Raw genomic sequence first — 24,180 nt, 5'->3', positions numbered from 1 at the left:
CGAGCCGCTACCAGTCCACCGGGAGGTGGGACGGGCTGCGGGTGGTGCCGCCGAGCTGCCAGGCCAGCTCCGCGACCGGGGTGGTGAGGCGCAGCCCGGGCAGGGCGGTGGCGAGGCGGTGCAGGGACTCGCGCATCTCCAGGCGGACCCGCCAGGCGCCGATGCAGTAGTGCGGGCCGGAGCTGAAGGCGAGCGTCGGCGCGGGGAGCGGGAGGTCGAGGTCGGTGTCGAGGCCCTCGGGGTAGACGGCCGGGTCGCGGTTGGCGCTGCCGAGGCTGACGGCGAGGACCGCGCCGGCCGGGACGGTGACCTCGCCGACGTCGACCGGCGCGGTGGTGCGGCGGATGGTGGCCTCGTCGTCGCCGAGCGGGATGTAGTGCAGCAGCCGTTCGGCGGTGCGCTCGGCGACGTCCGGGTCGGCCAGGCGCGGCCAGTGCCCGGGGCGCTCGCCGAGCACGTACACCAGGGCGTTGGCGAGGGCCCCGGCGACACTCTCGTTGCCGCTGGCGGTGAGTCCGGCGACCAGGAAGACGAGGGAGTCCTCCGGGACGCCGCCGTCCTGGTCGGCGGCCCGGACCAGTCGGCTGACCAGGTCGTCGCCTGGCTCGCGGCGTCGGCGGGCGACCAACTCGCCCATGAAGGCGCCGAATTCGGCGAGGGCGGCGTCGTGCCCGGCCCTGGCCCCGGCCCCGGCGCCGCGCCGGCCCCGGTTCCCCTCCTCGCCCTGGTCCCTGCCCTGCTCTCCGCCCTGCTCTCCACTCTGCTCTCCGCCCTGTTCGCCGCCCTGGGCGAGCAGCGCGGTGGTCCAGCGCTGGAGCCGCTCGTCGTCCAGGCGGTCCGGCCCGTCCCCGTCGAGCCCCATCAGCCGGGTGGTGACGGCGAACGGCACCGGCCGGGCGAACGCGGGCACCAGGTCGGCCGGCGGGCCGGCGGCGACCAGCCGGTCCACGGACTGCTGGACGGCGGCCGCGACCCACGGCTGCCAGCCGGCGATGGCGCGCGGGGTGAAGGCCCGTCGGACGGTGGCGCGCAGCCGGCGGTGGGCGGGCCCGTCCTGGTTGAACAGGGAGGCGGGGTTGGCGGCCACGTCGGCGGTGGCGCCCGCGGTGCCGACCTCGTGCAGGTCCGCCCGGGTGACCCGGGGGTCGCCGAGGACCTGCCGGACGTCGTGGTAGCGGGTGATCAGCCACGCGGGGGTGCCGTCCGGGAGGGTGGTGGGGTGGGGCGGCTGGGCCGGGGTGGTGGGGAGCCGGTGGAGTGGGGGCAGGGCGGCCCGGAGGTCGGCTGTGACGGAGTCCATGGGTCCCTTCGCGGGGTTCGGAGGTCCGACTGGTCGGGAAGCGTCCGGGCATCCAATTGTCTTATCTTCATGAGGAATTGGACGGTTGTGACGCTTCTTCCGTTACGCCCCGATGGTATGCCCTCCGTGCCCCCGGCCGGGTGCCGGATCGACGGGCAGCAGCGGCCGGAGCGCGCCCAGCACGGCGCCGATGCAGGCGTCCCGCAGCTCGGTGCGGGTGCAGCTCTCCTCGGTGAGCCAGTCGATGACCAGCACCCGCACGAACACCAGCCAGCTGCGCAGGACCTGCGAGGCCGCCTGCCGGTTCCGCTCGTCCGCGAGCGGGAGGACGCCCAGCAGTCGGCCGCGCAGGGTGTCGAGCTCCTCGGTCATGATGGTCTGGATCACCTGGTCCCCGGCCAGGACGCGGTTGGCCGCGAGCACGGCGTGCCGGTTGGCGACGAAGTAGTCCAGGTGCGCGTCCATGCCCTCGACCAGCTGCTCGACCAGGGTGTCGGCCGGGTCGAAGCGGCTCCGGGCGAGCAGGTCCGCGGCCGCCTCCCGGTAGACCTCGGCGAAGAGTTCACGCTTGCTCGCGAAGTGCCGGTAGAGCAGCGCGCGGGAGACCCCGGCCCGCGCGGCCACCTCCTCCATCAGCACCTCCTCGTACGGCCGTTCGGCGAACATCCGGGCGCCGACGGAGAGCAGCTGGGCGCGTCGCTCGGCGGGGGAGAGCCGTCGGCGCGGTTCGTGGACTGGCATGGGCGCCAGGTTACTTGACACGCGTCCACCGGCTGGCGCAGCTTAGTAGACGCGTGTCAACCAGACTTTCACCGAGGGGGTGGCCGGGTCATGGCCAAGGCGTTGCGGGTGCTCGCGTGGACGACGGGGATCGCCTGTGTGGCGATCGGGTTCCTCCACATCCTGCTGGGGAACGCCGCGATGCCCGGCGCCGCGGACGCCGGGCCGACGGTCGCCGGCTTCGGCCGCTTCATGGGCGCGGTCTTCGCCGGGTACGGCGTGGCCTGGATCCAGGCCGCCCGGCGGGCGCCGGTGCCGGCCCGGACGGTGCGGTGGCTGGCGGCGGTCTTCCTGCTGGGCGGCCTCGCCCGGGTGCTGTCGATCGTGGCGGACGGGCGGCCGCACTGGTTCCAGCTGGTGCTGATGGGGATCGAACTCGGGCTCGCGCCGGTGCACCTGTGGCTCGCCGACGCGGACGAGCGGGCGCACGGCGGCCACCGGGCCGCCGCACCGGCTCGCTGACCTCCGGGAGGGCCGGCCGTACCAGGGGTTATGCTCCGCACCGGTCGAACGCACGTCCGCGAGAGGGGAACCGGCACATGAACGGCACCGTGGTGGCAGTCAGCAGCAACGCCGAGTACTCGTTCACCAAGCCGAACCGCGACGGCATCACGCTGCTCGCCGGGCTGGGCGTCGAGGGGGACGTGCACGCCGGGGTGACGGTCAGGCACCGCTCCCGCGTCGCCCAGGACCCGACGGCGCCCAACCTGCGGCAGGTCCACCTGATCCACCGCGAACTGCTCACCGAGCTCGGCGAGTCGGGCTTCGACGTCGCCCCGGGCGCGCTGGGCGAGAACATCACCACCGAGGGCGTGGACCTGCTCGGCCTGCCGGTCGGCGCGGTGCTGCGGATCGGCCCCGAGGCCGAGGTGGAGGTCACCGGCCTGCGCAACCCGTGCGCCCAGATCGAGGCCTACCGGCCCGGGCTGCTCAAGCAGGTCGTCGGCCGCGCCGAGGACGGCACCGTCGTGCGCCGTGCCGGCATCATGGGCGTCGTCCGCACCGGCGGCCCGGTCCGGCCCGGCGACACCGTCGTGGTCGAGCTGCCGGACGGCCCGCACCGGCCGCTCGACCGGGTCTGAGGACGTCGGGACGGCGCAGGTCGTGAAGGTGCCGGCGGGCGTCGACCATACCCCCGCCCCGTAATGCCGGGGGCCGGCTCCGGCCCGCCCTCGGCGACGGCGTCCCGGACGTCGTCCTCGGGGGAGCAGTAGCCGACCGCGGCCGGCTCCGGTTCCTGTGCGCCGGGGCGGGCTCCCGCCCACCGGGGGCGGCTGGTCGGGGGGGGGGGCCCGCCCGGGGGGGGGGGGGGCCCCCCCGGGCCGGGGGGGGGGGGGGGGCCCGGGGGCGGGGGGCGCCGCGGCGCGGCGCGCGCGCGCGGGTGGGGGGGGGGCGGCGCGGGCCGGCCCCCGGCGCCGGGGGCCCGGCGGGGGGCCTCGGGGGCGCGGTCGCCGCCGGGGGCCGCCACCGGTGCCTGGGCGCCGGGGCGTCAGCCCTCGACGCGGCCGACCAGCTCGTAGCCGGCCTCGTCGACGGCGGCGGCCACCTCGGAGTCGGCCAGCGGGCCGGTGCTGCCGACGGTGACGGTGCCGGCGGCGAGGTCCACGGCGACCTCGCCGACGCCGTCGAGCTTCTTCAGCTCGGCGGTGACCGAGGCGACGCAGTGGCCGCAGGTCATGCCCTCCACCCGGAAGACCGCGGACCGCGCGGCCTCGGCGGCCGGTGCCGCGGAGGCGCCGGTGCCGCACGAGCCGCAGCAGGAGGAGGCCTCGGCGGCGGGGGTCTCGACGGTGACGGTGGTCTCGCTCATGGGTGCTCCCGGGGTGGGTGTCCGGCGCCGACCGGACTGTCCGGGCGGCCGCCTCGTCGGCGAACATACCATACCCCCCTGGGGTAATGAGAAGGGCTCCGCCAGGCTGTCGGGAGCGGCCTGCCCCTTTCCTCCGACGCTCCCAACCAGGCGGTGTGGCAGTCCTGTTGCGGGTGCCCGGGCAGGGTGGAGGCGCTGCCCCGCAACCCGGACCACGCCCCCGCCCACCACACGAGGTGACCTCATGGACCCCACCACCCGGCGCGCCCCGCGCGGCCTGCGCGAGATCCTCGCGGCCGGCGAACGGACCTACTCCTTCGAGTTCTTCCCCGCCCGGGACGAGGCCGGCGAACGCGCCCTGTGGGCGGCGATCCGGCGGGTGGAGGCCGTCGCGCCGACCTTCGTCTCGGTCACCTACGGCGCCGGCGGCTCCTCGCGCGACCGCACCATCGGAACCACCGAGCTGATCGCCGCACAGACCACCCTGCGCCCGGTCGCCCACCTCACCGCGGTCGGCCACTCCACCGCCGAACTCCAGGCCGTCCTACGGCGCTACGCCGACGTCGGCATCCGCGACGTCCTCGCCCTGCGCGGCGACCCGCCGGGCGACCCCAACGGCGCCTGGGAGCCGCACCCGCGCGGGCTGCGGTACGCGGCCGAACTGGTCCGGCTGGTCAAGGAGTGCGGCGCCTTCACCGTCGGCGTCGCCGCCTTCCCCGAACGCCACCCGCGCTCGCCGGACTGGGACGGCGACATCCGGCACTTCGTCGCCAAGTGCCGGGCGGGCGCCGACTACGCCGTCACCCAGATGTTCTTCGACGTCGAGCACTACCTGCGGCTGCGCGACCGGCTGGCCGCGGCGGGCTGCGACACCCCGGTCATCCCGGAGATCATGCCCGCCACCGACGTGCGCCAGATCAGCCGCTTCGCCGAACTCAGCGGCGCCTCCTTCCCCGCGGGCCTGGCCCGGCGCCTGGAGGCGGCCCGCGGCGACCGGGCGGCGGCGCACCGCATCGGCGTCGACCACGCCACCCGGATGGCCGAGCGCCTCCTCCACGAGGGAGCCCCGGGGCTGCACTACATCACCCTCAACCGCTCCACCGCCGCCCTGGAGATCCACCGCAACCTCGCCCCGAGCACCCCGGCCACCGCCGCGCCCGCGCCGGCGTCAGCGGCCTAGCGGACCGACGCCGGTCCGTTGTCGAACCGGGGGACCGCCTGGCGTCCGGTCGGGCGCGGGAAGCCGGCCCGGCGGGCTTCCCGCGCCCCTGCGTCCGAGCCTTGCGGACCATACCCCCAGGGGGTACAAATGAGACCGACGCTGACCGATACCCCTCTGCGGTATGAGAGGGGGCCCGGCCGCGACACGTACCGCACGACGACGTCACGAGGAGCGACGATGACTACGCAGGCACCCGCCTCAGCGGAGGTGGAACTCTCGATCGGCGGCATGACGTGCGCCTCCTGCGCGGCCCGGATCGAGAAGAAGCTCAACCGGATGGACGGGGTCACGGCCAGCGTCAACTACGCCACCGAGAAGGCGAAGGTCGCCTTCGCGGACGGGGTCGAGGTCGCCGATCTGATCGCCACCGTCGAGGCCACCGGCTACACCGCCGAGCTGCCCGGGCCCCGGGTCACGGCCACCGGGCAGGGCGCCGAGGCGTCCGGGCCGGCCGACGAGCTGGCCTCGCTGCGCCAGCGGCTGTTCACCGCGCTCGCGCTCGCCGTGCCGGTGGTCGCGATGGCGATGGTGCCGGCCCTCCAGTTCGACAACTGGCAGTGGCTCTCGCTGACCCTCGCCGCGCCGGTCGTCACCTACGCCGCCTGGCCCTTCCACCGGGCCGCGTTCACCAACGCCCGGCACGGCGCCGCGACCATGGACACCCTGGTCTCGCTCGGCACCCTCGCCGCCTTCCTGTGGTCGCTGTGGGCGCTGTTCTTCGGCCACGCCGGGATGCCGGGCATGCGGCACGGCTTCGAGTTCACCATCGCCCGCGGCGACGGCTCGTCCGCCATCTACCTGGAGGCGGCGGCCGGCGTCACCGCCTTCATCCTGGCCGGGCGCTACTTCGAGGCCCGCTCCAAGCGCACCGCCGGGGCGGCGCTGAAGGCGCTGCTGGAACTCGGCGCCAAGGACGTGACGGTGCTGCGCGGCGGAGCCGAGGTGCGCATCCCGGTCGCCGAGCTCGCGGTGGGGACGCGCTTCGTGGTCCGGCCGGGCGAGAAGATCGCCACCGACGGCACGGTGGTCGAGGGTGCCTCGGCCGTGGACGCCTCGATGCTGACCGGCGAGTCCGTTCCGGTCGAGGTCGGGGTCGGCGACTCCGTCACCGGCGCCACCGTCAACGCCGGCGGCCGGCTGGTGGTCGAGGCCACCCGGGTCGGTGCCGACACCCAGCTGTCCCGGATGGCCCGGCTGGTCGAGGAGGCGCAGAACGGCAAGGCCGCCGCCCAGCGCCTCGCCGACCGGATCTCCGCGGTCTTCGTGCCGATCGTGATCATCCTCGCGGTGGCCACCCTCGGCTACTGGCTGGGCACCGGCGAGGGCTGGGCCGCCGCCTTCACCGCGGCCGTCGCCGTGCTGATCATCGCCTGCCCCTGCGCCCTCGGCCTGGCCACCCCGACCGCCCTGCTGGTCGGCACCGGCCGCGGCGCCCAGCTCGGCATCCTGATCAAGGGCCCCGAGGTGCTGGAGTCCACCCGCAAGGTCGACACCATCGTGCTGGACAAGACCGGCACCGTCACCACCGGCCGGATGACCCTGCTCGCCGTCCACACCGCCGGCGCCGCCACCGAGGCCGAGGTGCTGCGCCTGGCCGGCGCCCTGGAGCACGCCTCCGAGCACCCGATCGCCCGGGCCGTCGCCGAGGCCGCCGCGAAGGCCGGCGAACTGCCCGCCGTCGAGGGCTTCGAGAACGTCCCGGGCCTGGGCGTGCAGGGCGTGGTCGACGGCCACGCCGTGGTGGCGGGCCGGGAGGCCCTGCTGAACGAGTGGTCGCAGTACCTGCCCGAGGCGCTGGCCGAGGCCAAGCGCACCGCCGAGGCAGCCGGCCGCACCGCGATCGCGGTCGGCTGGGACGGCGAGGCCCGGGCGGTGCTGGAGGTCGCCGACGCGGTCAAGCCGACCAGCGCCGAGGCCGTCGGCAGGCTGCGCGCGCTCGGCCTGACCCCGGTGCTGCTCACCGGTGACAACCGGCTCGTCGCCGAGGCCGTGGCGGCCGAGGTCGGCATCGGGCCGGAGCACGTGATCGCCGAGGTCATGCCGCAGGACAAGGTCGACACCGTCAAGCGGCTGCAGGCCGAGGGCAAGGTCGTCGCGATGGTCGGCGACGGGGTCAACGACGCCGCCGCGCTCGCCCAGGCCGACCTCGGCCTGGCGATGGGCACCGGCACCGACGCCGCCATCGAGGCCGGCGACCTCACCCTGGTCCGCGGCGACCTGCTGGCCGCCGCCGACGCCATCCGGCTCTCCCGCAGGACGCTGGGCACCATCAAGAGCAACCTGTTCTGGGCCTTCGGCTACAACGTCGCCGCCCTGCCGCTGGCCGCGGCGGGGATGCTCAACCCGATGATCGCGGGGGCCGCGATGGCCTTCTCCTCGGTCTTCGTGGTCGGCAACAGCCTGCGGCTGCGCCGCTTCCGCTGAGCCGCCGAGCCGCACCGCCGGCCGAGGCCCCGGACCCCCACCAGGGGCTCCGGGGCCTCGGCGCGTCCCCGCCGCCGCGCACCCCTGGCCGACCGGCGCCGCCCGCCCGCGACTAGAGTCCGACCCATGGACGAAGACACCGCGCTCTGGCACCGGATCGCCGACCTCCTGCCGGAGGACGCCGCCCGGGGCGTCAAGGACAGCTGGGCGATCGGCGAGCGAGAGAGCGGGCTCGCGCTGCTGGTCGAGGGCCTGCTCGCCCGCCAGGTCCCGCTCGGCGGCGCGGACCGGGCCCGGATCTCCGTGCTCGCCGAGGAGTGGGGCGAGCGCGAGCGGCTCACCCCCGGCCTCCTGCGCTGCCCGGGCGACGGCGCGCCCGCCCCGGTGCGGCTGCTGGACGGCGAGGGCGACGAGGCCGAGGTGCTGACGGGCTGGAGCGAGCCGGAGCTGGCCGCCCTGGTCCTGGTGCCGTGGATCGGCTGCACCCGCTGCGGGCGGACCCTGCTGCGCGCCCACACCTGGGAGCCCTGGGACGACTTCTCGTTCCACGCCGAGCACTACGTGACCAGCACGCCGGACGGCCTGCGGGCCGAGCGGATCCACCCGCGGGGCGCCGCCGGGGCGGCCTTCGCCGAACTCCTCGACGGCTGCCCGCAAGCCCGGGGCTAACCCTCCTCCGGCAGCTCCACCGGCTGCCAGCGGTACGCCGCGCCCTCCTGCCAGGCCTGCAACTCGCCCTCCACCACCGCCGCCAGGCACAGCCGCCAGTCGTCGCCGACGGCCAGCGCGACCCGGGTGGCCGGGCGCAGGGTGGGCCGCCACCAGCGGGGCCGCCGGGACGCCCCGCCGGCCGGCAGCCGCAGCCGTACGCCGCCCGCGCCGGCCAGGGCGACGGTCGGGCCGCCGCGGTGGCCGACCATGGCGAGGCCGAGCGAGGGCTCGCCGTCGCCGATCTCCGTCCCCGCGCCCGTCGTGCCGAGGGCGTGCAGCTGGACGGAGCCGTCCGCCCGCAGCGTGGCGGCCCGCGGACCGGCGGAGGTACGGGCCAGCGCCCCCGCGCGCAGCGGGCCGGGCGGCCCCACCGGGGCGGGCGGCCGCCCGGCGCCGGGCCGCCAGCTCAGCACCCGCTCGCGGTGCTCGACCAGCAGCAGCCAGGCGCCGGGCCGCTCCTCCTCGGCGGCGAGCACCCGGTCGGCCGGGCAGCCGGGGTGCTCCTGGCCGGTGAGGGTGCGGCCGGGAGCCCAGCGGTACGAGCGCAGCGCGCCGCCGACGGCCGTCCAGACCGTCATCTCCCCGGCCGGGCCCACCGCGCCCGCCAGCCCGCCGACCCCGCGCGCCGCCTCCCACCAGCCCGCCGCCGTACCGACCCACAGGGTGCCGGCGCGGTCCTCGGCGCAGATCACCAGCTCGCCCTGGGGGCCGGCCCAGCCCGCCGCCAACTCCCGCACCCCGCAGGGCCCCTGGCCGGTCGGGAGCCGCCGGCCGAGGCGGCCCGGCCCGGCCAGTGCGGTGCCGTCGGCGCCGCCGGTGACCACCAGCGGCCGCCCGGCCGGGTCGGGCAGCACGGCCAGGCCCGCGGTGCGGCCCACCGGCCGGTGGGCGCGCAGCAGTTCGCGGCCCCGGGCGGCCCAGGGGCCGAGCGGGGCGGGGCGGCGGTCCGGGTCGCGGGCCAGCGGCTCGCAGGCCCAGTGCGCCAGCTCCTCGCCGTAGCCCGCCGCCAGCAGCTCGGCGCGGGCCTGTTCGGCGGCCAGCCGGTGGTCCAGACGGCCGTGGTCGGGCAGCAGCAGGGTGCGGGCGAGGGTGCCGACCGCGAACAGGTCCTTGGCCGTCGTCGGGAAGCCGCCCACCTGCTCGGCCTCGGGCGGGACGTGGCCGGGGGTGAACACCGCCACCGTCAGGGCGTGGTCCAGCGGGGCGAGGAAGGTCAGGTCGATCAGCTTGACCTGCCCCTGGCCGTCCACCAGCACGTTGGCGGGGGAGATGTCGCGGTGCACCCAGCGCTTGCGGTGCAGCTCGTCGACGATCCCGCAGAGCCGGGTCAGCACCTCGGCCGCCGCCGACGGGCCGCCGCGCTGGCCGCGCGCCCAGGTGTGCAGCGGCACGCCCTCGACCCAGGGCGAGATCTGGTAGCCGAGCAGCGCGCCGCCGGGCGGACTGCCGGGCCGGTGCGGGGAGGGGCCGAGCAGGAAGCTGGGCACCACCAGGTCGGTGACGCCCAGCCGGTGCGCGTTGTGCGAGACGTCGTCCCAGCGGCCGAGCCAGCGCCGCACCTCGGCCGGGTCGCGCTCCAGCATGATCTTCGCGGCGACGAGTTCCTTGCGCCCGTTGTGCCCGGTGCGGACCGCCCGCCAGACCTCGGCCTCGCCGCCCCGGTGGTGGAACTCCAGCAGTTCGTACTGCTCGGGGTCGAACTCCGGCCCGAACCGGAGCCCGGGCACCCAACGCGACTCGGACACTCGACCCCCGACGGTTCTGATCCCTGTGGACGCGCCGGCGACGCGCTGCCGCGGCGCTGTTGCCGTGCCGCCGTTCCCCTGGAGCGGTGATGCCCAGGATAGTGCTCTTCGCTGTTCGTCCGTCCGACCGAGGGCCTATTCTGATGGCGCCCGAGCAACATCACGACACAACGTCAACTCATGGTCTGGGAAAGCCAGTTGTTCATGAGATGGATGGTGTCCGAACCCTGGGGGAGGGTGCATGGCGCTGTTGGTGGTGCTGCTCGCCGTGGTGGCGCTGGCCGGTGCGGCCGCCGCCGTCCTGGCCCGCCGCCGACGGGCCCTGGACGCCGAGACGGTGGCGAAGGCCCTCGCCGCGGCCGCCGAACGGCTCGCCGCCGGGAAGGCCGCCCAGGCCCGCCGCAGCTACGCCCGGCTGGCCCGCCGACTCGCCGACGCACCGGGGGAGTCGGGCCCCCAGCGCGGCCTCGCCCTGCTCGGCCAGGCCGAGGCGACCGTCCCCACCGGCGACCGGCAGGCCACCCTCGCCCTGTACCGCGAGGCCTACCCGCTGCTCGCCGACCCGGCCCGGCAGCTGCCCCGCTGGAGCCTGCGCCGGCTCGCCGAGGCCCGGATGCGGGCCGCCGAGGGCGACCTCGGCCCGCTGCTCGCCTTCCTCCGGGCCACCGCCGGCGGTGCCGAGCCCGGAGAGGAGGCCGAGGCCGCCGCCCGCGCCCTGGACTGGCTGCAGCACCGGTGCCGGGAGGGAGCCGTCGAGCAGCGGGAGGAGGCCACCGCCGGCGCCCTCGCCGCCCTGCCCGGCCGGGACTGGCCGGTGCTCGCCCGCGCCGCCCTGCTGACCGCCACCGGCCGCGCCGCCGAGGCCGAGCGCCTGGTGTCCGACGCGGCCCCCGGCGGCAGCGGCGAACTCTGGTTCCGCCGGGGCGCCCAGCTGTACGCCCGGCACCGGGACGCGCCCGCCGTCGCCGCCTTCGACGAGGCCCTGCGGCGCGGCCCCGGCGAGCCCTCCCCGTGGGCTCGCGGCCCGGCCCTGCGCACCGACGCCCTGCTCTTCCGCGGCCTCGCCGCGCAGCGCACCGGCGCCACCGAACGGGCCTGGGCCGACCTCGCGGCCGCCGCCGTCGAGAGCCCGGCCGACCCCCGCCCCCGCTACGCGCTGGGCCGGCTCGCCCTGCTGCTCGGCGCCGACGAGCAGGCCCGGGAGCAGTTCGGCGCCGCCCTGGCCGTCCGACCCGACCACGCCCCGGCCCGGTTCGGCCTCGCCCTGGTGCACGAGCGGGCCGAGCGCCCCGCCGAGGCCGTCGCCGAGTACCGGGCCGGCCTCGCCCTGGCCCCGGACTGGCGGCCCGCCCGGGTCCGGCTCGGCGCCGCGCTGCTCGCCGCCGGGCGGGCCGAGGAGGCCGGGCCCGTCCTGCGCGCCGAGGCCGACGCCGAACCGGGCAGCCGCTGGAGTGCCGTCGCCGCCTTCCACCACGGCCTCGCCCTCGCCCGCACCGGAGACCCGGCCGGCGCCCTCGCCCGCTGGGAGGCCCTGGGCGACGAGGAGTCGGGGCCCCGCCGAGCCCTGGCCCGTGACCGGCTCGCCCGCGCCCGGCTGGCCACCGACCCGACGGCCGCCCGCGAGCTGTGGCAGCGCGCCGCCGCCGAGCACCCGGACGCCCCCGGCTACCGCGCCGCGCTGCGCGAGGCCGCCCTGCGCGAGGCCGCCCACCTGCTCGTCACCGGCCGCGACCACGCCGAACCGCGCCGCCGTGCCGCCGCCGCGCTCGCCCTCGCCGACAGCCTGCCCGGTGCCCTCACCCACCGCCAGGCCCGGCTGCGCGCCGCCCTGGCCCTGGCCGAGGGCACCCCGGAGCCCGTCGCCACCCTGCTCGACGCCGCACGCGGCCCGCGCGACCGCTACCACCTGGCCGCCGTCGCCCTGGCGGCGGGCCGTCCGGCCCGGACCATCGCCCTGCTCGGCCCGCCCGACCCGGCCGGGGACCCGGCGACCGCCCGGCTTCGTGCCGTGCTCGCCGAACGGGCCGGCAACTGGGCCGCCGCGCTGGACTGGTACCGGCACTTCCTGGCCTCGGGCCCGGCCCCGAGCGGCCGACCGACCGGCGACTGCGCGCTCTGCGACCGCCCCGCCGCCGCGGCCTGCGGCGGGTGCGGCCGCGAGGCCTGCTCCGACCACCAGCACGCCCCCGGGGCCGCCGGCTCGCCCCGCTGCGTGCGCTGCGCCGCCCCCGCGCTGCGCGCCGTCCTCGACTGCGCCCGCCGGGCCGGCACCCCCGAGCAGGCCGAGCCCGTGCTCGCCCGCTGGGCCGAGGCGCTCGGCGACGCCGCTGCCGCCGCGCCCGTCCGGCTCGACCTCGCCCTGCTGCGCGCCGAGCTCGGCCGGCTGGACGAGGCGCTGGACGGCCTGCCCGAGGACGCCCGGACGGCCCGCGCCGCCGTCCTGGTCCGCCGGGCCGCCGCCGCGCTCGCCGCAGGCCGGCCCGGGCCGGCCGCCGTGGACCTGCGCCAGGCCCTCCGGCTCGCCCCCGAGCAGCCGCACGCGGCGGGCGCGCTCGTCCTGCTCGCCGAGCACGAGGCGCACCAGGCCGTCCTCGACGGCCGCCACCGGGAGGCCTGGGAGGCCTACCGGGAGCTGCTGCGCACGGACCCGGCCCACCCCCGGCTGCTGCACGCGCTGGGCCTGGCCGGCTACCGGCTCGCCGCCGCCTCCGGGGCCTTGGGCGGTCCGGGTGATCCCAGCAGTCCCGGTGACCCGGGTGATCCGAGCGGTCCGAGCAGCCCCGGCGGTCCCGGCGGTCCCGGCGGTTCCGGCGAGGAGGTCTGGGACTGGACCTTGGGCTGCCTGGTCGCCGCGCTGCACCAGCCCGAACTGTGGGCGGAGTCCGCGCGGACCACCGGCCGCACCGCCGACCCCCGGCGGCTGGCCGCCGCCCGGGCCGGGCTGCTCGACCGCCTCCGCGACGACCTGCGCGCCCTGGACCGCGGCGCCGGGCGCAGCGGCGACGAGGTCGCCGCCTGGACGCTGCGCCTGGGCGTGGAGACGTACTGCGCGGACGCGTTCGCCCGGGAGGACATCCGGGTCACCCTGCCCGGACGCCCGGCCCGCCGCCTCGCCCACGGCCCGACCCTGGACCGGCTGCTGCGCGCCGGGCCCGGCCCCGCGAGCTGGGCCGAGGCCTTCGAGCTGGCCGTCCGGCCCTGGCGCCGGCGGCCCGCGGGCCCCGACGCGCCCGCGCCCGCCCGCGCCCTCGGCCTCTTCGGCGAGCTCGGCGCGCAGCGCTACCTCCAGCTCCAGGGCCGGCAGGCCGCCGCCGTCGCGGCCCTGGACGCGGTGCCCGAGCAGCGGCGCGGCGAGGACTGGCAGGAGCTGCTCGGCGAGGCCCTGGCCAGCCAGGCCCGCGAGCACCACCGCAACCAGGACTGGCGCGAGGCCCTGGACAGCCTCACCCGGGCCCGTGCCCTCCCCGGTGCCCGGCTGCCCGCCGACGCCGCCGCGATCGCCGCCGAGTCCGGGGTGCGGGCCGCCCGGGCGCTGCTCAAGAGCAGCCTGGACGACCAGGCCGGAGCCGCCGAACTCCTGGAGAAGGCCCTGGCGCTGGCCCCCGACGACCCGGAGGTGCGGGGCGACCTCGGCGCCACCTACGCCCAGTGGGCGCGCAAGGTCAACAACGAGGAGAAGGACTACTCCCGCGCCCTCGCGCTGCTGGAGAAGAGCCTGGAGCTGGCCCCCGGCGACCCGACCGCCCGGCACTTCCTGGAGGCCGCCCTCGGCAACCGGGCCGGCCAGCTCAGCCGGCCCGACGCCAGCGACGCGGAGCTGGAGGAGGCCGCCGGGGCCTGGCGGGCGCTGCTGGAGCTCAACCCCGACCCGGACCACCGGATCGGCCTCGTCTTCGTGCTGCGCCAGCTCTCCCGCTCGGCCGCCCTCGCCGACGACCGCCGGCGCGCCGTCGCGTGGATGGCCGAGGCGCTGCGCGCCGACCCGGACTGGACGGGCGGGGTCGAGCACGAGGCCCCGCGGCGGGTCTCGGTGCTGCTCGCCAACCACGTCGTGGACGCCATGCAGGACCAGCCGTTCGCCGACCAGGCCGCGATGCTCCAGAAGGCCAGGTCCTACGACGACTCGACCGACATCCGTCGGCTGATGGTCAGCGTCTGGCGCGGGAACGCCATCGGCCACTACGAGGGCCGCCGCTACCGCGCGGCGGTCAAGCTGCTGGAGGAGGCCCTGGAGCTGTCCGCCACGGCGGAGGACACCGACCAGCTGCACCGCGAACTCGGTATCGTCTACGGCTCGTTCGCCGTCCAGCAGGCCAACGCCCGGAAGCTGCGGGAGGCCCGGGACCTGGCCCGCCGGGCCGTCGAGTACAGCCCGGACGACATCGAGCTGCGCGCCATGCAGCTGCGGATCAACTCGCTGTACTGACGGCAACCGCACCGTACCCGGGGGCGTCCTGGACGGTACGCCGCGGACCGCCCGCCGGAGCCGTCGTCCGAGCCGCCACCGTCCGAGCCCCCACCGTCCGAGCAGCCGACGAGCCGCCCACCGCCACCGTGAGGAGAGGGACCGCCCGCCATGCCACTGCACGAACCGTCACCGTACGAGGTCCTGGGCGTCGCGCTCACGGTCGGCGTGCGCGAGATCAACCTCGCCGTCGGGCCGGCGATGAAGGCCGGCCGGTACACCCGGCAGCAGATCCAGGAGGCCGCGGCGCTGCTGCGCAACCCCGACCGGCGCCTGGAGGCGGACCTCCAGCGGCCCCTGCCGCCGGAGCCGGCCGACCGGGCCGGCGACCTGCTGGCCCCCGCGCTCGCCGAACCGCTGCTGCTGGTCGAGCGCCCGCCGCTGCCGCCCGCCGCCCTGCTCGCCCTCCACCGGGCCGAGCTGGCCGCCGACTTCGCCGAGCCCGCCCCCGGCGGCGCCGACCCCGAACCGCCCGTCCCCGCGCGCTACGCGGCGGACCTGTCCGTGCTCCCGCAGATCGAGGTCCCCGAATGACCGACACATCCCCCGGTGAACCGGCCGACAGCCACCGGCCGTTGGAGATCCCGCCCGGCGTCGAGGACGTCGACCTGGAGCAGGCGTTCGGCCGACTGCTCTTCCGGGCCTCCCTGTTGGGGAGCAAGCTGACGGAGCAGAAGGAGGACGCCCGGGCCGGGCAGCGCGAACTGCTCGGCATCCTGGTCGAGGTGGACGACGCGCTCGCCGCCCTCGGGCTGGACCGCGAGCTGGTGGCGCTCGGGCGCGGTGCCGGGCTGGAGGCCACCCGGCGGCGCCTGCTCGGGCAGCTCGCCAGGGCCGGGGTGCGGCCGATGCGGCTGGAGGGCATGACGGCCGACCCGGAGCTGGCCGAGATCGTCGGGACCGAGGCCCGGCCCGGGGTGGCGCCGGAGACGGTGGTGCGGACGGTGGTGACCGGGTTTTTCTGGGCGGACGAGGTGCTGCGCCGGGCCCAGGTGGTGGTCGCCGCACCGGAGCCCGATCCGGCGCCCCCACCGGAGCCGGGGCTGCTCCAGGAGCCGGACCCGGAGCCGGAGTCGCAGACCGGTCCGTGCCAGGATCCCGTTCCCGAGCCCGAGTTGGCGTCCGAGCCGCGCCAGGAGCCCGAGCCGGAGCCGGAGTTGCAGCCCGCACCCGAGCCGGGCCCCGGGCCCGGTCCCGAACCGCGCCCGGCCCCCGAGCCTGAGGCCCCCGAGCCCGAGGCCCCCGACCCGGAGGCCGCCGCGCCCGTCACCCGGACCCAGCCCCGGTCGGCCCCGCCCCGGGCCCGCCGCCGGGCCGGGACCGCGGCCAAGCAGGCCAAGCAGGCCAAGCGCAAGAAGTAGCCAGGACCACGAGGGGCAAGAGGGGAACGACATGTACCGCACACTCGGCATCGACCTGGGCACCACCAACTCCGTGGTCGCGCACCTGCGCCGGGGCGAGCCGGAGATCATCTTCAACCGGCAGAACCAGGAGGCCACGCCCTCCGTGGTCGGCAGCGGCCGCAGGGGCGAGCTGCTGGTGGGCTCCACCGCGCGCAGCCGGATCGCCGTCGACGGCGCCAACGTGATCCGCTCGGTCAAGCGCTTCATGGGCCGCAAGTTCAAGGACCCGCAGGTCCAGGCGGCCCTGAAGGAGGTGGACTACAAGGTCACCGCGGGCACCGACGGCGACGTCAACGTCTGGTTCAACGGCCGCGCGTACACCCCGATCGAGATCTCCGCGATCATCCTGCACCGCCTCAGGGAGGACGCCGAGCAGCGCCTCGGCGAGCCCTTCCACCGGGCCGTCATCACCGTCCCCGCGTACTTCGGCGAGCGGCAGGTCGCGGCCACCCAGGAGGCGGGCCGGATGGCCGGCCTGCACGTGCTGCGGATCATCAACGAGCCGACCGCCGCCGCCCTCGCCTACGGCATCACCTCGGAGGCGGGCGACGAGGGCAGGACCGTCCTGGTCTACGATCTGGGCGGCGGCACCTTCGACATCTCCATCCTGCTACTGGTGCCCGGCTCGGTCTCGGTGCTCGGCATCGAGGGCGACAACCTGCTCGGCGGCGACGACTTCGACCGCGCGATCACCACCGCGCTGCTGGAGGACATCCGCGAGGAGTACGGCGCGCAGTACCAGCCCGACCTGCGCGACCGCCCGAAGATCGCCGCCACCGCCGAGAGCATCAAGATCGAGCTCTCCAACCAGGAGTCCTCCGAGGTCATCCTGCCGGGCCTGGGCGCCGGGCAGCTGGTGCTGGAGACGGAGTTCGAGCGGGCCCGCTTCGAGGAGCTGATCGAGGGCCGGATCGAGCGCACCATCGAGCTGACCCACAAGGCCATCATGCAGGCCAACCTGACCGTCGGGGACATCGACGAGGTGGTGCTGGTCGGCGGCTCGACCGCGATCCCGCTCGTCGCCCGCCGGCTCGGCGAGGTCTTCGGCCCGCGCCGGATCCGCCGCGGCGTCAACCCGATGCAGTGCGTGGCGCTGGGCGCGGCCGTGCAGTCCGCGCTGGTCGGCGAGGTGGAGTGCCCCGAGTGCCGGGCCCCGGGGGACCTGTCCGCCTCCAACTGCGCCAACTGCGCCACCACCCTGCTCGGCGGTGCCCGGGTCTCCTGCCCGACCTGCCACCTGCCGGTCGACGCCGAGGCCGCGTCCTGCCCCAAGTGCGAGCAGGCGCTCAGCGGTCCGGGCGCCGCCGGGGCCGGTGCGGCCGTCCCGCCGCAGAGCCGGACCACCGCCGTGGTGCACGGCGGCAACTGCCCGCGCTGCGGCACCCCGGCCGCCGCCGGCGTCACCGCCTGCGAACTGTGCGGCGAGCCGCTGAACTCGGCCGCCCCCGGCCGCACCAGGGTGGCCACCGCCGCCGAGGACGTGGGCCTGCGCTGCGCCTCCTGCGGGGTGGTCAACCCGCCCGGCTGCGAGGTCTGCCCGGGCTGCGGCGAGCTGGCGCAGGTCACCAACCCGTTCGACATCACCCCGAAGAACCTCGGCATCGAGCTGAACGACGGCCGGCTCGCCGTCATCATCCCCAAGAACACCAGCTACCCGACCGGGGCGCCGGTCAGCCGGGAGTTCGTGGTCTCCGGCAGCGGCCGGCAGCGGCTGGAGGTCGCGGTCTACGAGGGCGAGCACGAGATCGCCCAGCAGAACGAGCTGATCGGCCACCTCACCCTGCGGCTGCCCGAGGGCCTGGGCGGCCGCACCCCGGTGGAGGTCGCCTTCGGCCTCGACCGGGACCGCACCATCACGCTGTCGGTGCGGATCCAGGGCGGCGCCGAGAAGACCGTCAAGCTGGAGCGGGTCACCCTCGACCCCGAGCTGAAGGTGCAGGTCGAGGAGCAGCAGCGGCAGATCGAGTCCTTCACCGACCGCTGGGGCGGCGAGCTGACCGAGGCCGAGCGGCGGGAGGCGCAGCGGCTGATGGACACCCTGGACGACCTGGCGGCCGGGCAGACCCGCGGCCAGTCGGTGGACGCGGCCCTGGAGCGGGCCCAGCAGCAGCTCAAGGCCCAGCGCTGGGTGCGCGGCTCCGAGGCGTACCTGAGCCTGTTCCTCCACTACTGCGAGAAGCACCTCGACCCGAGCGACCTGGACCGGCTGCGGTCGGTCGCCGCCGAGCTGCGGCTGCGCCGCGAGGCCGCCGACTGGGAGGGCGCGGTGCGCGCGGCCCGGCGGGCGGACGAACTGTGCGACTCGCTCGGGCACACCATGCGGATGCTGACCATGTGCAACGTGTACGTGACCCAGAACATGGTCTCGCCCGCCCTGGCCCAGCTGATCATGGCCGAGCTGCGCGGGCTGGACGAGGCGGTGGAGGCGCCGAACATGGCGCAGGTCAACACCCACATGTCCAACCTGCTGGCGCTGTACGCGCAGGCGCAGCGGGAGCTGGGCAGCGAGCCGGCCCAGGAGTCGCTCGGCCCGGTCCGGCCGGAGGAGGCGGGGCCGCGGTGAGCGCCGAGGACGCCCCGGAGGTGCCCTGCCCGCTGTGCCGGGTGCCGGCGGACCCGGGAACGCTGCGCTGCCCGTCCTGCCGGGAGGACCTGTCGGTGCTGTTCCGGCTGCGTTACGCCGGACGGATCGACTACAACCGGGCCCTGGCGGCCCTGGCGGCCGGGGACGGTCCGTACGCCCTCGGGCTGTTGCACCGGGCGGTGGCGGCGGAGCCGGGGCTGCGCCCGGCCCGGGAGCTGCTGGAATCACTGAGCGTGGGCGGCTCCGGAGGGCCCGCGGCGGTGGGGCGGGAGGCCGACGCGCCCTAGGACGGGCCAATCCGGCGTGCGGCGGAGCGGATCGCTTGTGATCGTGGGCGAGTGTGATCGTCACACTTCGAACCGCCCTGCTCACAAGGAGCGACGCAATGCGTATGCGTACCACCCTCGCCGCCACCGCCCTCGCCGCGGCGGCGGTCCTCGCCGGTGCCGGGACCGCCTCCGCCGGTGACGCCACCGCCAACGGTGCCGCCATCGGCTCGCCCGGCATCCTGTCCGGCAACCTCATCCAGGTCCCGGTCAACGTCGAGGCCAACGTCTGCGGCAACTCGATCGACGTCATCGGGCTGCTCAACCCGGCGTTCGGCAACGTCTGCATCAACGGGTAGTCCCGCCCGCCCCAGGGCCGGGGCCGTCCGTCGCGCGTCGACGGGCGGCCCCGGCGCCGTGTCCGTACCCCCGTTCGGGGGTGGCGGCGCGGCGCGGCGGCCGCGAGCATGGTGCCCGACCCGCACCGCCGTCCTCCAGGAGCCAGCCCGTGCCGACCACGCCGACCCCGCGCAGCTACGCCTCCGGCACCTCGGAGGTCCCGCTGCTCGGTGACACGATCGGGGAGAACCTCGACCGCGCGGTGCGCGCCTTCCCCGAGCGCGACGCCCTCGTCGACCGCGCCACCGGCCGCCGCTGGACGTACGCCCAACTCGGCGCCGACGTCGACGCCCTGGCGCTCGGCCTGCTGGAGCTCGGGATCGCCAAGGGGGACCGGGTCGGCATCTGGGCCCCCAACTGCGCCGAGTGGACGCTCACCCAGTACGCCACCGCCAAGCTCGGCGCGATCCTGGTCACCGTCAACCCGGCCTACCGCGCCCACGAGTTGGAGTACGTGCTGAACCAGGCGGGCATCCGGCTGCTGGTCGCCGCCGAGCGGTTCAAGACCTCCGACTACGCCGGGATGGTCGAGGAGGTGCGGCCGCGCTGCCCGCGGCTGGAGCGCGTCCTGCTGACCACGAGCCCCGCCTGGGACGACCTGCTCGCCGCCGGGCGGCGCGCCGACCCGGCCCGACTCGCCGAGCGCCAGGGCGAGTCGGCCCCCGACGACCCGATCAACATCCAGTACACCTCCGGCACGACCGGCTTCCCCAAGGGCGCGACGCTCTCGCACCACAACATCCTCAACAACGGCTACTTCGTGGGCGAGCTGCTCGACTACACCGAGCGGGACCGGATCTGCATCCCGGTGCCCTTCTACCACTGCTTCGGCATGGTGATGGGCAACCTGGCCGCCACCTCGCACGGCGCCTGCATGGTCATCCCCGCCCCGTCCTTCGAGCCCGGCGCCACCCTGGCCGCCGTCGCCGCCGAGCGCTGCACCTCGCTGTACGGCGTGCCGACGATGTTCATCGCCGAACTCGCCGACCCGGACTTCGACCGCTACGACCTCGGCAGCCTGCGCACCGGCATCATGGCCGGCTCGCCCTGCCCGAGCGAGGTGATGAAGGAGGTCATCGGGCGGATGGGCATGGAGCAGGTCTCGATCTGCTACGGCATGACCGAGACCTCGCCGGTCTCCACCCAGACCCGGGTCGACGACCCGGTCGAGCGGCGGGTCGCCACGGTGGGGCGGGTCGGGCCGCACCTGGAGGTCAAGGTGGTCGACCCGGCCACCGGCCGCACCGTCCCGCGCGGCGAACCCGGGGAGCTGTGCACCCGCGGCTACTCCGTCATGCTCGGCTACTGGGGCGAGCCCGAGCGCACCGCCGAGGCCGTGGACGCCGCCCGCTGGATGCACACCGGGGACCTCGCGGTGATGGACGAGGAGGGCTACCTCGCCATCACCGGGCGGATCAAGGACATGGTGATCCGCGGCGGCGAGAACCTCTACCCGCGCGAGATCGAGGAGTTCCTGCACGCCCACCCGGACATCCTCGACGTCCAGGTCATCGGCGTCCCCGACGCCCGGTACGGCGAGGAGCTGATGGCGTGGATCCGGATGCGGGAGGGCGCCGAGCCGCTCACCGCCGAGGCCGTCCGGGCGTACTGCACCGGCCGGCTCGCCCACGTGAAGATCCCGCGCTACGTGCACGTGGTCGAGGAGTTCCCGATGACGGTCACCGGGAAGATCCGCAAGGTCGAGATGCGCGAGCAGGCCCGACGGATCCTGGGGCTGTAGACCGGCGGCCGCGACCCGCCCCGCCCCGACACGCCTCGCTCCCGGGACGCGCCCGGGCCGTACCGGGGCCGCGCGGGGACACGCCCCTCCGCCCGGGCGAGTCCGGGGGGCGCGGTGGCCCGCCCGGCGGGAGAGTGTGATCATGCCCCTCGACGTCACAGTGGAACGCCTGATCCCCCTCCCGCCCGCCACCGTGGCCGCCTACGCGATGGACTGGCGCCACGACTCCGAGTGGGCCGGGGGCGTCCGCACCGCCGCCCTCACCCGGGAGGCCGACACCGGAGGCTTCGGCGTGGGCGCCGAGGTCACCCGGACCGCGCGCTTCCTCGGCCGGTCCTTCTCGTACGTGCTGCGGGTGGCGCGCCACGACCCGCCGACGGTGCTCGACCTGGTCTCCGTCGCCGGGCCGACGCCCATGCGGGTCACCTACACCTTCGAGCCCACCCAGGCCGGCACCTTCGCCCGCCTCCGCGTCCGCGGCGGCCCCCGGCTGGCCGGCCCGCTGATGTCCCGCCGGGTACGGGCCGCGCTCACCGCGGACCTGCGCACCCTGGCGGACCGCCTCGGCCGCCGCCCGCCGCCCGCAGCCGGCCCCGGTCCGTCCGCTTCGCGCTGACCCGGCGCCCGCCGCCCGGCCCCGGCCCGTCCGCTTCGCGCTGACCCGGCGCCCGCCGCCCGGCCCGGCGGTGGCGGTCCGTCCGGCACGCGCCGTTCCCCTCGCTCCGGTAGGGTGCGCCGACACCGCAGCCGGTCCGGGAGGAGCAGAGGATGAGCGCGTCGCCGACGGCGGCCGGGCCGGGGGAGCTGCGGCGCCACCTCGGGGTGTTCGACGCCGTGGTGGTCGGGCTGGGCTCGATGGTCGGCGCGGGCGTCTTCGCCGCCCTCGCGCCCGCCGCCGGGGCCGCCGGCTCCGGGCTGCTGGTCGGGCTGGCGCTGGCCGGCCTGGTCGCGTACTGCAACGCCACCTCCTCGGCCCGGCTGGCCGCCCGCTACCCGCAGTCCGGCGGCACCTACGTCTACGGCCGGGAGCGGCTCGGCGACTTCTGGGGCTACCTGGCCGGCTGGGGCTTCGTGGTCGGCAAGACCGCCTCCTGCGCCGCGATGGCCCTCACCGTCGGCTCCTACGTCTGGCCCGCCCAGGCCCACGCCGTCGCGGTCGCCGCCGTCGTCGCGCTGACCGCCGTCAACTACGTCGGGGTGCAGAAGGCCGCCTGGCTCACCCGGGTGGTCGTGGCCGTCGTCCTCGCGGTGCTCGCCGCCGTCGTCACCGCCTGCCTGGCCGCCGGCGGCGCGGACACCGGCCGCTGGGCCGTCGGCGCGGACACCGGCTTCCACGGCCTGCTCCAGGCCGCCGGCCTGCTCTTCTTCGCCTTCGCCGGGTACGCCCGGATCGCCACCCTCGGCGAGGAGGTCCGCGACCCCGGGCGCACCATCCCGCGGGCGATTCCGCTCGCCCTCGGCATCACCCTGGTCGTCTACGCCGCCGTCGGCCTCGCCGTACTGGCCGTCCTCGGCCCCGAGCGCCTCGCCCACAGCGCCGCGCCGCTGGCCGACGCCGTCCGGGCCGCCGGAGCGCCCGGCCTCGCCCCGGTGGTGCGGGTGGGCGCCGCGGTGGCCGCCCTCGGCTCGTTGCTGGCACTGATCCTCGGCGTCTCCCGCACCACCCTCGCGATGGCCCGCGACCGCCACCTCCCGCACCCGCTGGCCGCCGTCCACCCCCGCTTCGGAGTCCCGCACCGCGCCGAGCTGGCCGTCGGCGCCGTGGTGGCCCTGGTCGCCGCCCTCGGCGACGTCCGCGGCGCGATCGGCTTCTCCTCCTTCGGCGTCCTCGCCTACTACGCCGTCGCCAACGCCGCCGCCCTGACCCTCAGCCCGGCCGAGGGCCGGCCGCCGCGCGTCGTGCCCGCCCTCGGTGTGGTCGGTTGTCTCGTCCTCGCCTTCGCCCTGCCGGTCGTCTCCGTCGTGCAGGGTGCCGTCGTCCTCGTCGTCGGTGCTGCGGTGTACGGGGCCCGCGGGGTGTTCGCGCGCCGGGCGTGAGTGGTTGCGGCAGCGCCGGGGGCCGGCTGCCCCGGGTCGTGCCTGCCTTCGGCGCGGTCCGCTGCCCCGCCCCCGCCTTGCCCGCCGTCTCCGCCGTCCGGGGCGCCCCCGCCCTCGCACCCGGCACCGCCGCCGCCTCCGGCGTCCGTCGGCCCTGAGCGACCCCGGCGCGCCGGCGGCCCGGTGCAGGGCCACCGCCCCGCCCCCGGGCCGCCGGGGCCGGGCCGCCCCCGCACCCCCACGGGGCCGTGCGCTGCGCCCGGCGGCGGGCACGGCGCGTACGGTCCTCAGGGCGCAGCCCGGTGCATGCCCGCCAGGATCTCCCGCAGGTCGGCGACCGCCGCCGGGACGCCGTAGGACTCCGCGACGGCGACGGGGTTGATCACCACCTCGTCGATCCCGGCCTCGAAGTGGCGCTCGACTCCCGCCCGGACCTCCCGGGGATCGCCGAACAGGAAGACGCCCTCCTCGACCAGTTCCCGGGCCGCCGACACCGGGTCGGACACGTCGACGTCCAGCCCGGCCCGGCGCAGCATGTCCACGTAGTGGGGCGCCGCCAGGTGGAACCTGGTCCCGCGCTGGGCGAGCACCATCGCGTTGCGCCCCGGCCGCTCCAGCGCGGCGTGGACGACGGTGACGATCCGCGGCCGCTCCCGCCCGGCGTCGCGGGCGCCCTTCTCCAGGGCCGGTGCCAGGACGTCCCGCACGTAGTCGGGCGGCGTCAGCCAGGTGATCGCCGTGTCGGCCACCGCGCCCGCCGCGCGGGCCATGCCGGGGCGCAGCACACCCGCCCCGACCTCCGGCGGCGCGCTCCCGGCCGGCGCCGACACCGGGGGCAGCACCGCTCCGCGCATCGGGAACAGCGGCCCCGGGTGGTGGTCCAGCCGCCCCTCGTGCAGCAGCCGCCGCAGGACGTCCAGGTACTCCGCCACCGCCGAGGCCGGCCGGGCGTAGGGCGCGCCGTTCAGCGAGGCGACGAAGGTGGGATCGCCCGCCCCGTACCCCACCACCGGCGGACGGCCCGTCAGCACGCCGAGGGTGCGGGCCTGCACGGCCGCGTCGTACGGGTGCCGGAGAGCCGTCAGCGCCACGGACAGGCCGACCGGGATCCGGAAGCCCGCCCCCGCCAGGTACGCCAGCACGTGGTGCGACTCCAGGGCCACCGACTGGCCCAGCCAGAGCCGGGCGGCGGCCCCGCCGTGGACCAGTTCGGCCAGCGGCAGGACGTCCCCCGGGTCGTGGACCTGGGCGGGGTAGAGCACCGAGACCTTGCGCGAACTCCTCATCCCCGCC

19 protein-coding genes are annotated in these 24,180 nt (G+C 76.8%); 14 read left to right on the top strand and 5 right to left on the bottom strand.

Going from position 1 to position 24,180, the window contains the following annotated elements; genetic code table 11:
- Positions 1 to 7: 7 nt before the first annotated feature.
- Together ACH5AR_RS17560 and ACH5AR_RS17555 are read right to left on the bottom strand one after the other, a co-directional pair.
- Positions 8 to 1,300: a cytochrome P450 gene (locus ACH5AR_RS17560; RefSeq protein ID WP_396302312.1), complete on the bottom strand. Its 1,293-nt coding sequence runs from the start codon at positions 1,298 to 1,300 to the stop codon at positions 8 to 10.
- Positions 1,301 to 1,402: 102 nt separating this feature from the next.
- On the bottom strand, positions 1,403 to 2,041 hold the full coding sequence (locus ACH5AR_RS17555; RefSeq protein WP_396302311.1) for a TetR/AcrR family transcriptional regulator: 639 nt from the start codon (positions 2,039 to 2,041) through the stop codon (positions 1,403 to 1,405).
- Positions 2,042 to 2,131: 90 nt separating this feature from the next.
- On the opposite strand from ACH5AR_RS17555, the gene ACH5AR_RS17550 reads away from it, so the two are divergent.
- A complete protein-coding gene (locus tag ACH5AR_RS17550) occupies positions 2,132 to 2,542 on the top strand; it encodes a DUF4345 domain-containing protein (RefSeq protein WP_396302310.1) in 411 nt (136 codons plus the stop codon).
- A 77-nt stretch (positions 2,543 to 2,619) separates the two neighbouring features.
- Positions 2,620 to 3,162, top strand: coding sequence for an MOSC domain-containing protein (locus ACH5AR_RS17545; protein WP_396302309.1), 543 nt, complete (start codon positions 2,620 to 2,622; stop codon positions 3,160 to 3,162).
- Between the two features lie 407 nt (positions 3,163 to 3,569).
- Here the strand turns inward: ACH5AR_RS17545 and ACH5AR_RS17540 are convergent, their stop codons facing one another.
- A complete protein-coding gene (locus ACH5AR_RS17540) occupies positions 3,570 to 3,890 on the bottom strand; it encodes a heavy-metal-associated domain-containing protein (protein WP_396302308.1) in 321 nt (106 codons plus the stop codon).
- A 244-nt stretch (positions 3,891 to 4,134) separates the two neighbouring features.
- Between ACH5AR_RS17540 and metF the strand changes: the two genes are divergently transcribed.
- The 3 genes from metF to ACH5AR_RS17525 all read left to right on the top strand — a co-directional run bounded on the left by metF (position 4,135) and on the right by ACH5AR_RS17525 (position 8,205).
- Positions 4,135 to 5,070, top strand: a complete 936-nt coding sequence (gene metF / locus ACH5AR_RS17535; protein WP_396302307.1) for a methylenetetrahydrofolate reductase [NAD(P)H] — start codon at positions 4,135 to 4,137, stop codon at positions 5,068 to 5,070.
- Positions 5,071 to 5,289: 219 nt separating this feature from the next.
- Positions 5,290 to 7,536: a heavy metal translocating P-type ATPase gene (locus ACH5AR_RS17530; RefSeq protein WP_396302306.1), complete on the top strand. Its 2,247-nt coding sequence runs from the start codon at positions 5,290 to 5,292 to the stop codon at positions 7,534 to 7,536.
- Positions 7,537 to 7,662: 126 nt separating this feature from the next.
- A complete protein-coding gene (locus tag ACH5AR_RS17525; RefSeq protein ID WP_396302305.1) occupies positions 7,663 to 8,205 on the top strand; it encodes a hypothetical protein in 543 nt (180 codons plus the stop codon).
- Here ACH5AR_RS17525 and ACH5AR_RS17520 read toward each other — a convergent pair.
- Entirely contained in the window at positions 8,202 to 9,992 is a 1,791-nt protein-coding gene (locus ACH5AR_RS17520) for a hypothetical protein (RefSeq protein ID WP_396302304.1), read from the bottom strand. The genes ACH5AR_RS17525 and ACH5AR_RS17520 overlap by 4 nt on opposite strands.
- A gap of 241 nt (positions 9,993 to 10,233) precedes the next feature.
- On the opposite strand from ACH5AR_RS17520, the gene ACH5AR_RS17515 reads away from it, so the two are divergent.
- The 9 genes from ACH5AR_RS17515 to ACH5AR_RS17475 all read left to right on the top strand — a co-directional run bounded on the left by ACH5AR_RS17515 (position 10,234) and on the right by ACH5AR_RS17475 (position 22,887).
- Positions 10,234 to 14,418, top strand: coding sequence for a hypothetical protein (locus tag ACH5AR_RS17515; RefSeq protein ID WP_396302303.1), 4,185 nt, complete (start codon positions 10,234 to 10,236; stop codon positions 14,416 to 14,418).
- Positions 14,419 to 14,568: 150 nt separating this feature from the next.
- On the top strand, positions 14,569 to 14,991 hold the full coding sequence (locus ACH5AR_RS17510) for a hypothetical protein (protein ID WP_396302302.1): 423 nt from the start codon (positions 14,569 to 14,571) through the stop codon (positions 14,989 to 14,991).
- Positions 14,988 to 15,818, top strand: a complete 831-nt coding sequence (locus ACH5AR_RS17505; protein WP_396302301.1) for a nucleotide exchange factor GrpE — start codon at positions 14,988 to 14,990, stop codon at positions 15,816 to 15,818. Before ACH5AR_RS17510 ends, ACH5AR_RS17505 begins: the two co-directional genes overlap by 4 nt.
- Positions 15,819 to 15,849: 31 nt before the next feature.
- A complete protein-coding gene (locus ACH5AR_RS17500; RefSeq protein ID WP_396302300.1) occupies positions 15,850 to 18,423 on the top strand; it encodes an Hsp70 family protein in 2,574 nt (857 codons plus the stop codon).
- Positions 18,420 to 18,731 (top strand): hypothetical protein, encoded by a 312-nt coding sequence (locus ACH5AR_RS17495; protein ID WP_396302299.1) that lies wholly within the window; start codon positions 18,420 to 18,422, stop codon positions 18,729 to 18,731. The genes ACH5AR_RS17500 and ACH5AR_RS17495 overlap by 4 nt, the downstream gene beginning before the upstream one ends.
- 98 nt (positions 18,732 to 18,829) lie before the next feature.
- The gene (locus ACH5AR_RS17490; RefSeq protein ID WP_396302298.1) at positions 18,830 to 19,069 is read left to right on the top strand and encodes a chaplin; all 240 of its coding nucleotides are present in this window, start codon (positions 18,830 to 18,832) and stop codon (positions 19,067 to 19,069) included.
- A 149-nt stretch (positions 19,070 to 19,218) separates the two neighbouring features.
- The gene (locus ACH5AR_RS17485) at positions 19,219 to 20,850 is read left to right on the top strand and encodes an AMP-binding protein (RefSeq protein WP_396302297.1); all 1,632 of its coding nucleotides are present in this window, start codon (positions 19,219 to 19,221) and stop codon (positions 20,848 to 20,850) included.
- A 142-nt stretch (positions 20,851 to 20,992) separates the two neighbouring features.
- Positions 20,993 to 21,466: an SRPBCC family protein gene (locus ACH5AR_RS17480; protein WP_396302296.1), complete on the top strand. Its 474-nt coding sequence runs from the start codon at positions 20,993 to 20,995 to the stop codon at positions 21,464 to 21,466.
- A gap of 152 nt (positions 21,467 to 21,618) precedes the next feature.
- The gene (locus ACH5AR_RS17475) at positions 21,619 to 22,887 is read left to right on the top strand and encodes an APC family permease (RefSeq protein ID WP_396302295.1); all 1,269 of its coding nucleotides are present in this window, start codon (positions 21,619 to 21,621) and stop codon (positions 22,885 to 22,887) included.
- 287 nt (positions 22,888 to 23,174) lie between these two features.
- Here the strand turns inward: ACH5AR_RS17475 and ACH5AR_RS17470 are convergent, their stop codons facing one another.
- Positions 23,175 to 24,173, bottom strand: a complete 999-nt coding sequence (locus ACH5AR_RS17470) for an LLM class flavin-dependent oxidoreductase (RefSeq protein WP_396302294.1) — start codon at positions 24,171 to 24,173, stop codon at positions 23,175 to 23,177.
- Between the last annotated feature and the right edge of the window lie 7 nt (positions 24,174 to 24,180).

It is taken from the genome of Kitasatospora sp. NPDC018619 (genome assembly GCF_044391605.1).
Lineage (GTDB): Bacteria > Actinomycetota > Actinomycetes > Streptomycetales > Streptomycetaceae > Kitasatospora.
Note: the sequence above shows the minus strand (reverse complement) of the source record. Positions and strands in the feature narration are given on the sequence as shown.

Bases quoted from the DNA above. Each gene is read 5' to 3' on its own strand.
- ACH5AR_RS17560 (WP_396302312.1), bottom strand. From the start codon at position 1,300: ATGGACTCCGTCACAGCCGACCTCCGGGCCGCCCTGCCCCCACTCCAC.
- ACH5AR_RS17555 (WP_396302311.1), bottom strand. From the start codon at position 2,041: ATGCCAGTCCACGAACCGCGCCGACGGCTCTCCCCCGCCGAGCGACGC.
- ACH5AR_RS17550 (WP_396302310.1), top strand. From the start codon at position 2,132: ATGGCCAAGGCGTTGCGGGTGCTCGCGTGGACGACGGGGATCGCCTGT.
- ACH5AR_RS17545 (WP_396302309.1), top strand. From the start codon at position 2,620: ATGAACGGCACCGTGGTGGCAGTCAGCAGCAACGCCGAGTACTCGTTC.
- ACH5AR_RS17540 (WP_396302308.1), bottom strand. From the start codon at position 3,890: ATGAGCGAGACCACCGTCACCGTCGAGACCCCCGCCGCCGAGGCCTCC.
- metF (WP_396302307.1), top strand. From the start codon at position 4,135: ATGGACCCCACCACCCGGCGCGCCCCGCGCGGCCTGCGCGAGATCCTC.
- ACH5AR_RS17530 (WP_396302306.1), top strand. From the start codon at position 5,290: ATGACTACGCAGGCACCCGCCTCAGCGGAGGTGGAACTCTCGATCGGC.
- ACH5AR_RS17525 (WP_396302305.1), top strand. From the start codon at position 7,663: ATGGACGAAGACACCGCGCTCTGGCACCGGATCGCCGACCTCCTGCCG.
- ACH5AR_RS17515 (WP_396302303.1), top strand. From the start codon at position 10,234: ATGGCGCTGTTGGTGGTGCTGCTCGCCGTGGTGGCGCTGGCCGGTGCG.
- ACH5AR_RS17510 (WP_396302302.1), top strand. From the start codon at position 14,569: ATGCCACTGCACGAACCGTCACCGTACGAGGTCCTGGGCGTCGCGCTC.
- ACH5AR_RS17505 (WP_396302301.1), top strand. From the start codon at position 14,988: ATGACCGACACATCCCCCGGTGAACCGGCCGACAGCCACCGGCCGTTG.
- ACH5AR_RS17500 (WP_396302300.1), top strand. From the start codon at position 15,850: ATGTACCGCACACTCGGCATCGACCTGGGCACCACCAACTCCGTGGTC.
- ACH5AR_RS17490 (WP_396302298.1), top strand. From the start codon at position 18,830: ATGCGTATGCGTACCACCCTCGCCGCCACCGCCCTCGCCGCGGCGGCG.
- ACH5AR_RS17480 (WP_396302296.1), top strand. From the start codon at position 20,993: ATGCCCCTCGACGTCACAGTGGAACGCCTGATCCCCCTCCCGCCCGCC.
- ACH5AR_RS17475 (WP_396302295.1), top strand. From the start codon at position 21,619: ATGAGCGCGTCGCCGACGGCGGCCGGGCCGGGGGAGCTGCGGCGCCAC.
- ACH5AR_RS17470 (WP_396302294.1), bottom strand. From the start codon at position 24,173: ATGAGGAGTTCGCGCAAGGTCTCGGTGCTCTACCCCGCCCAGGTCCAC.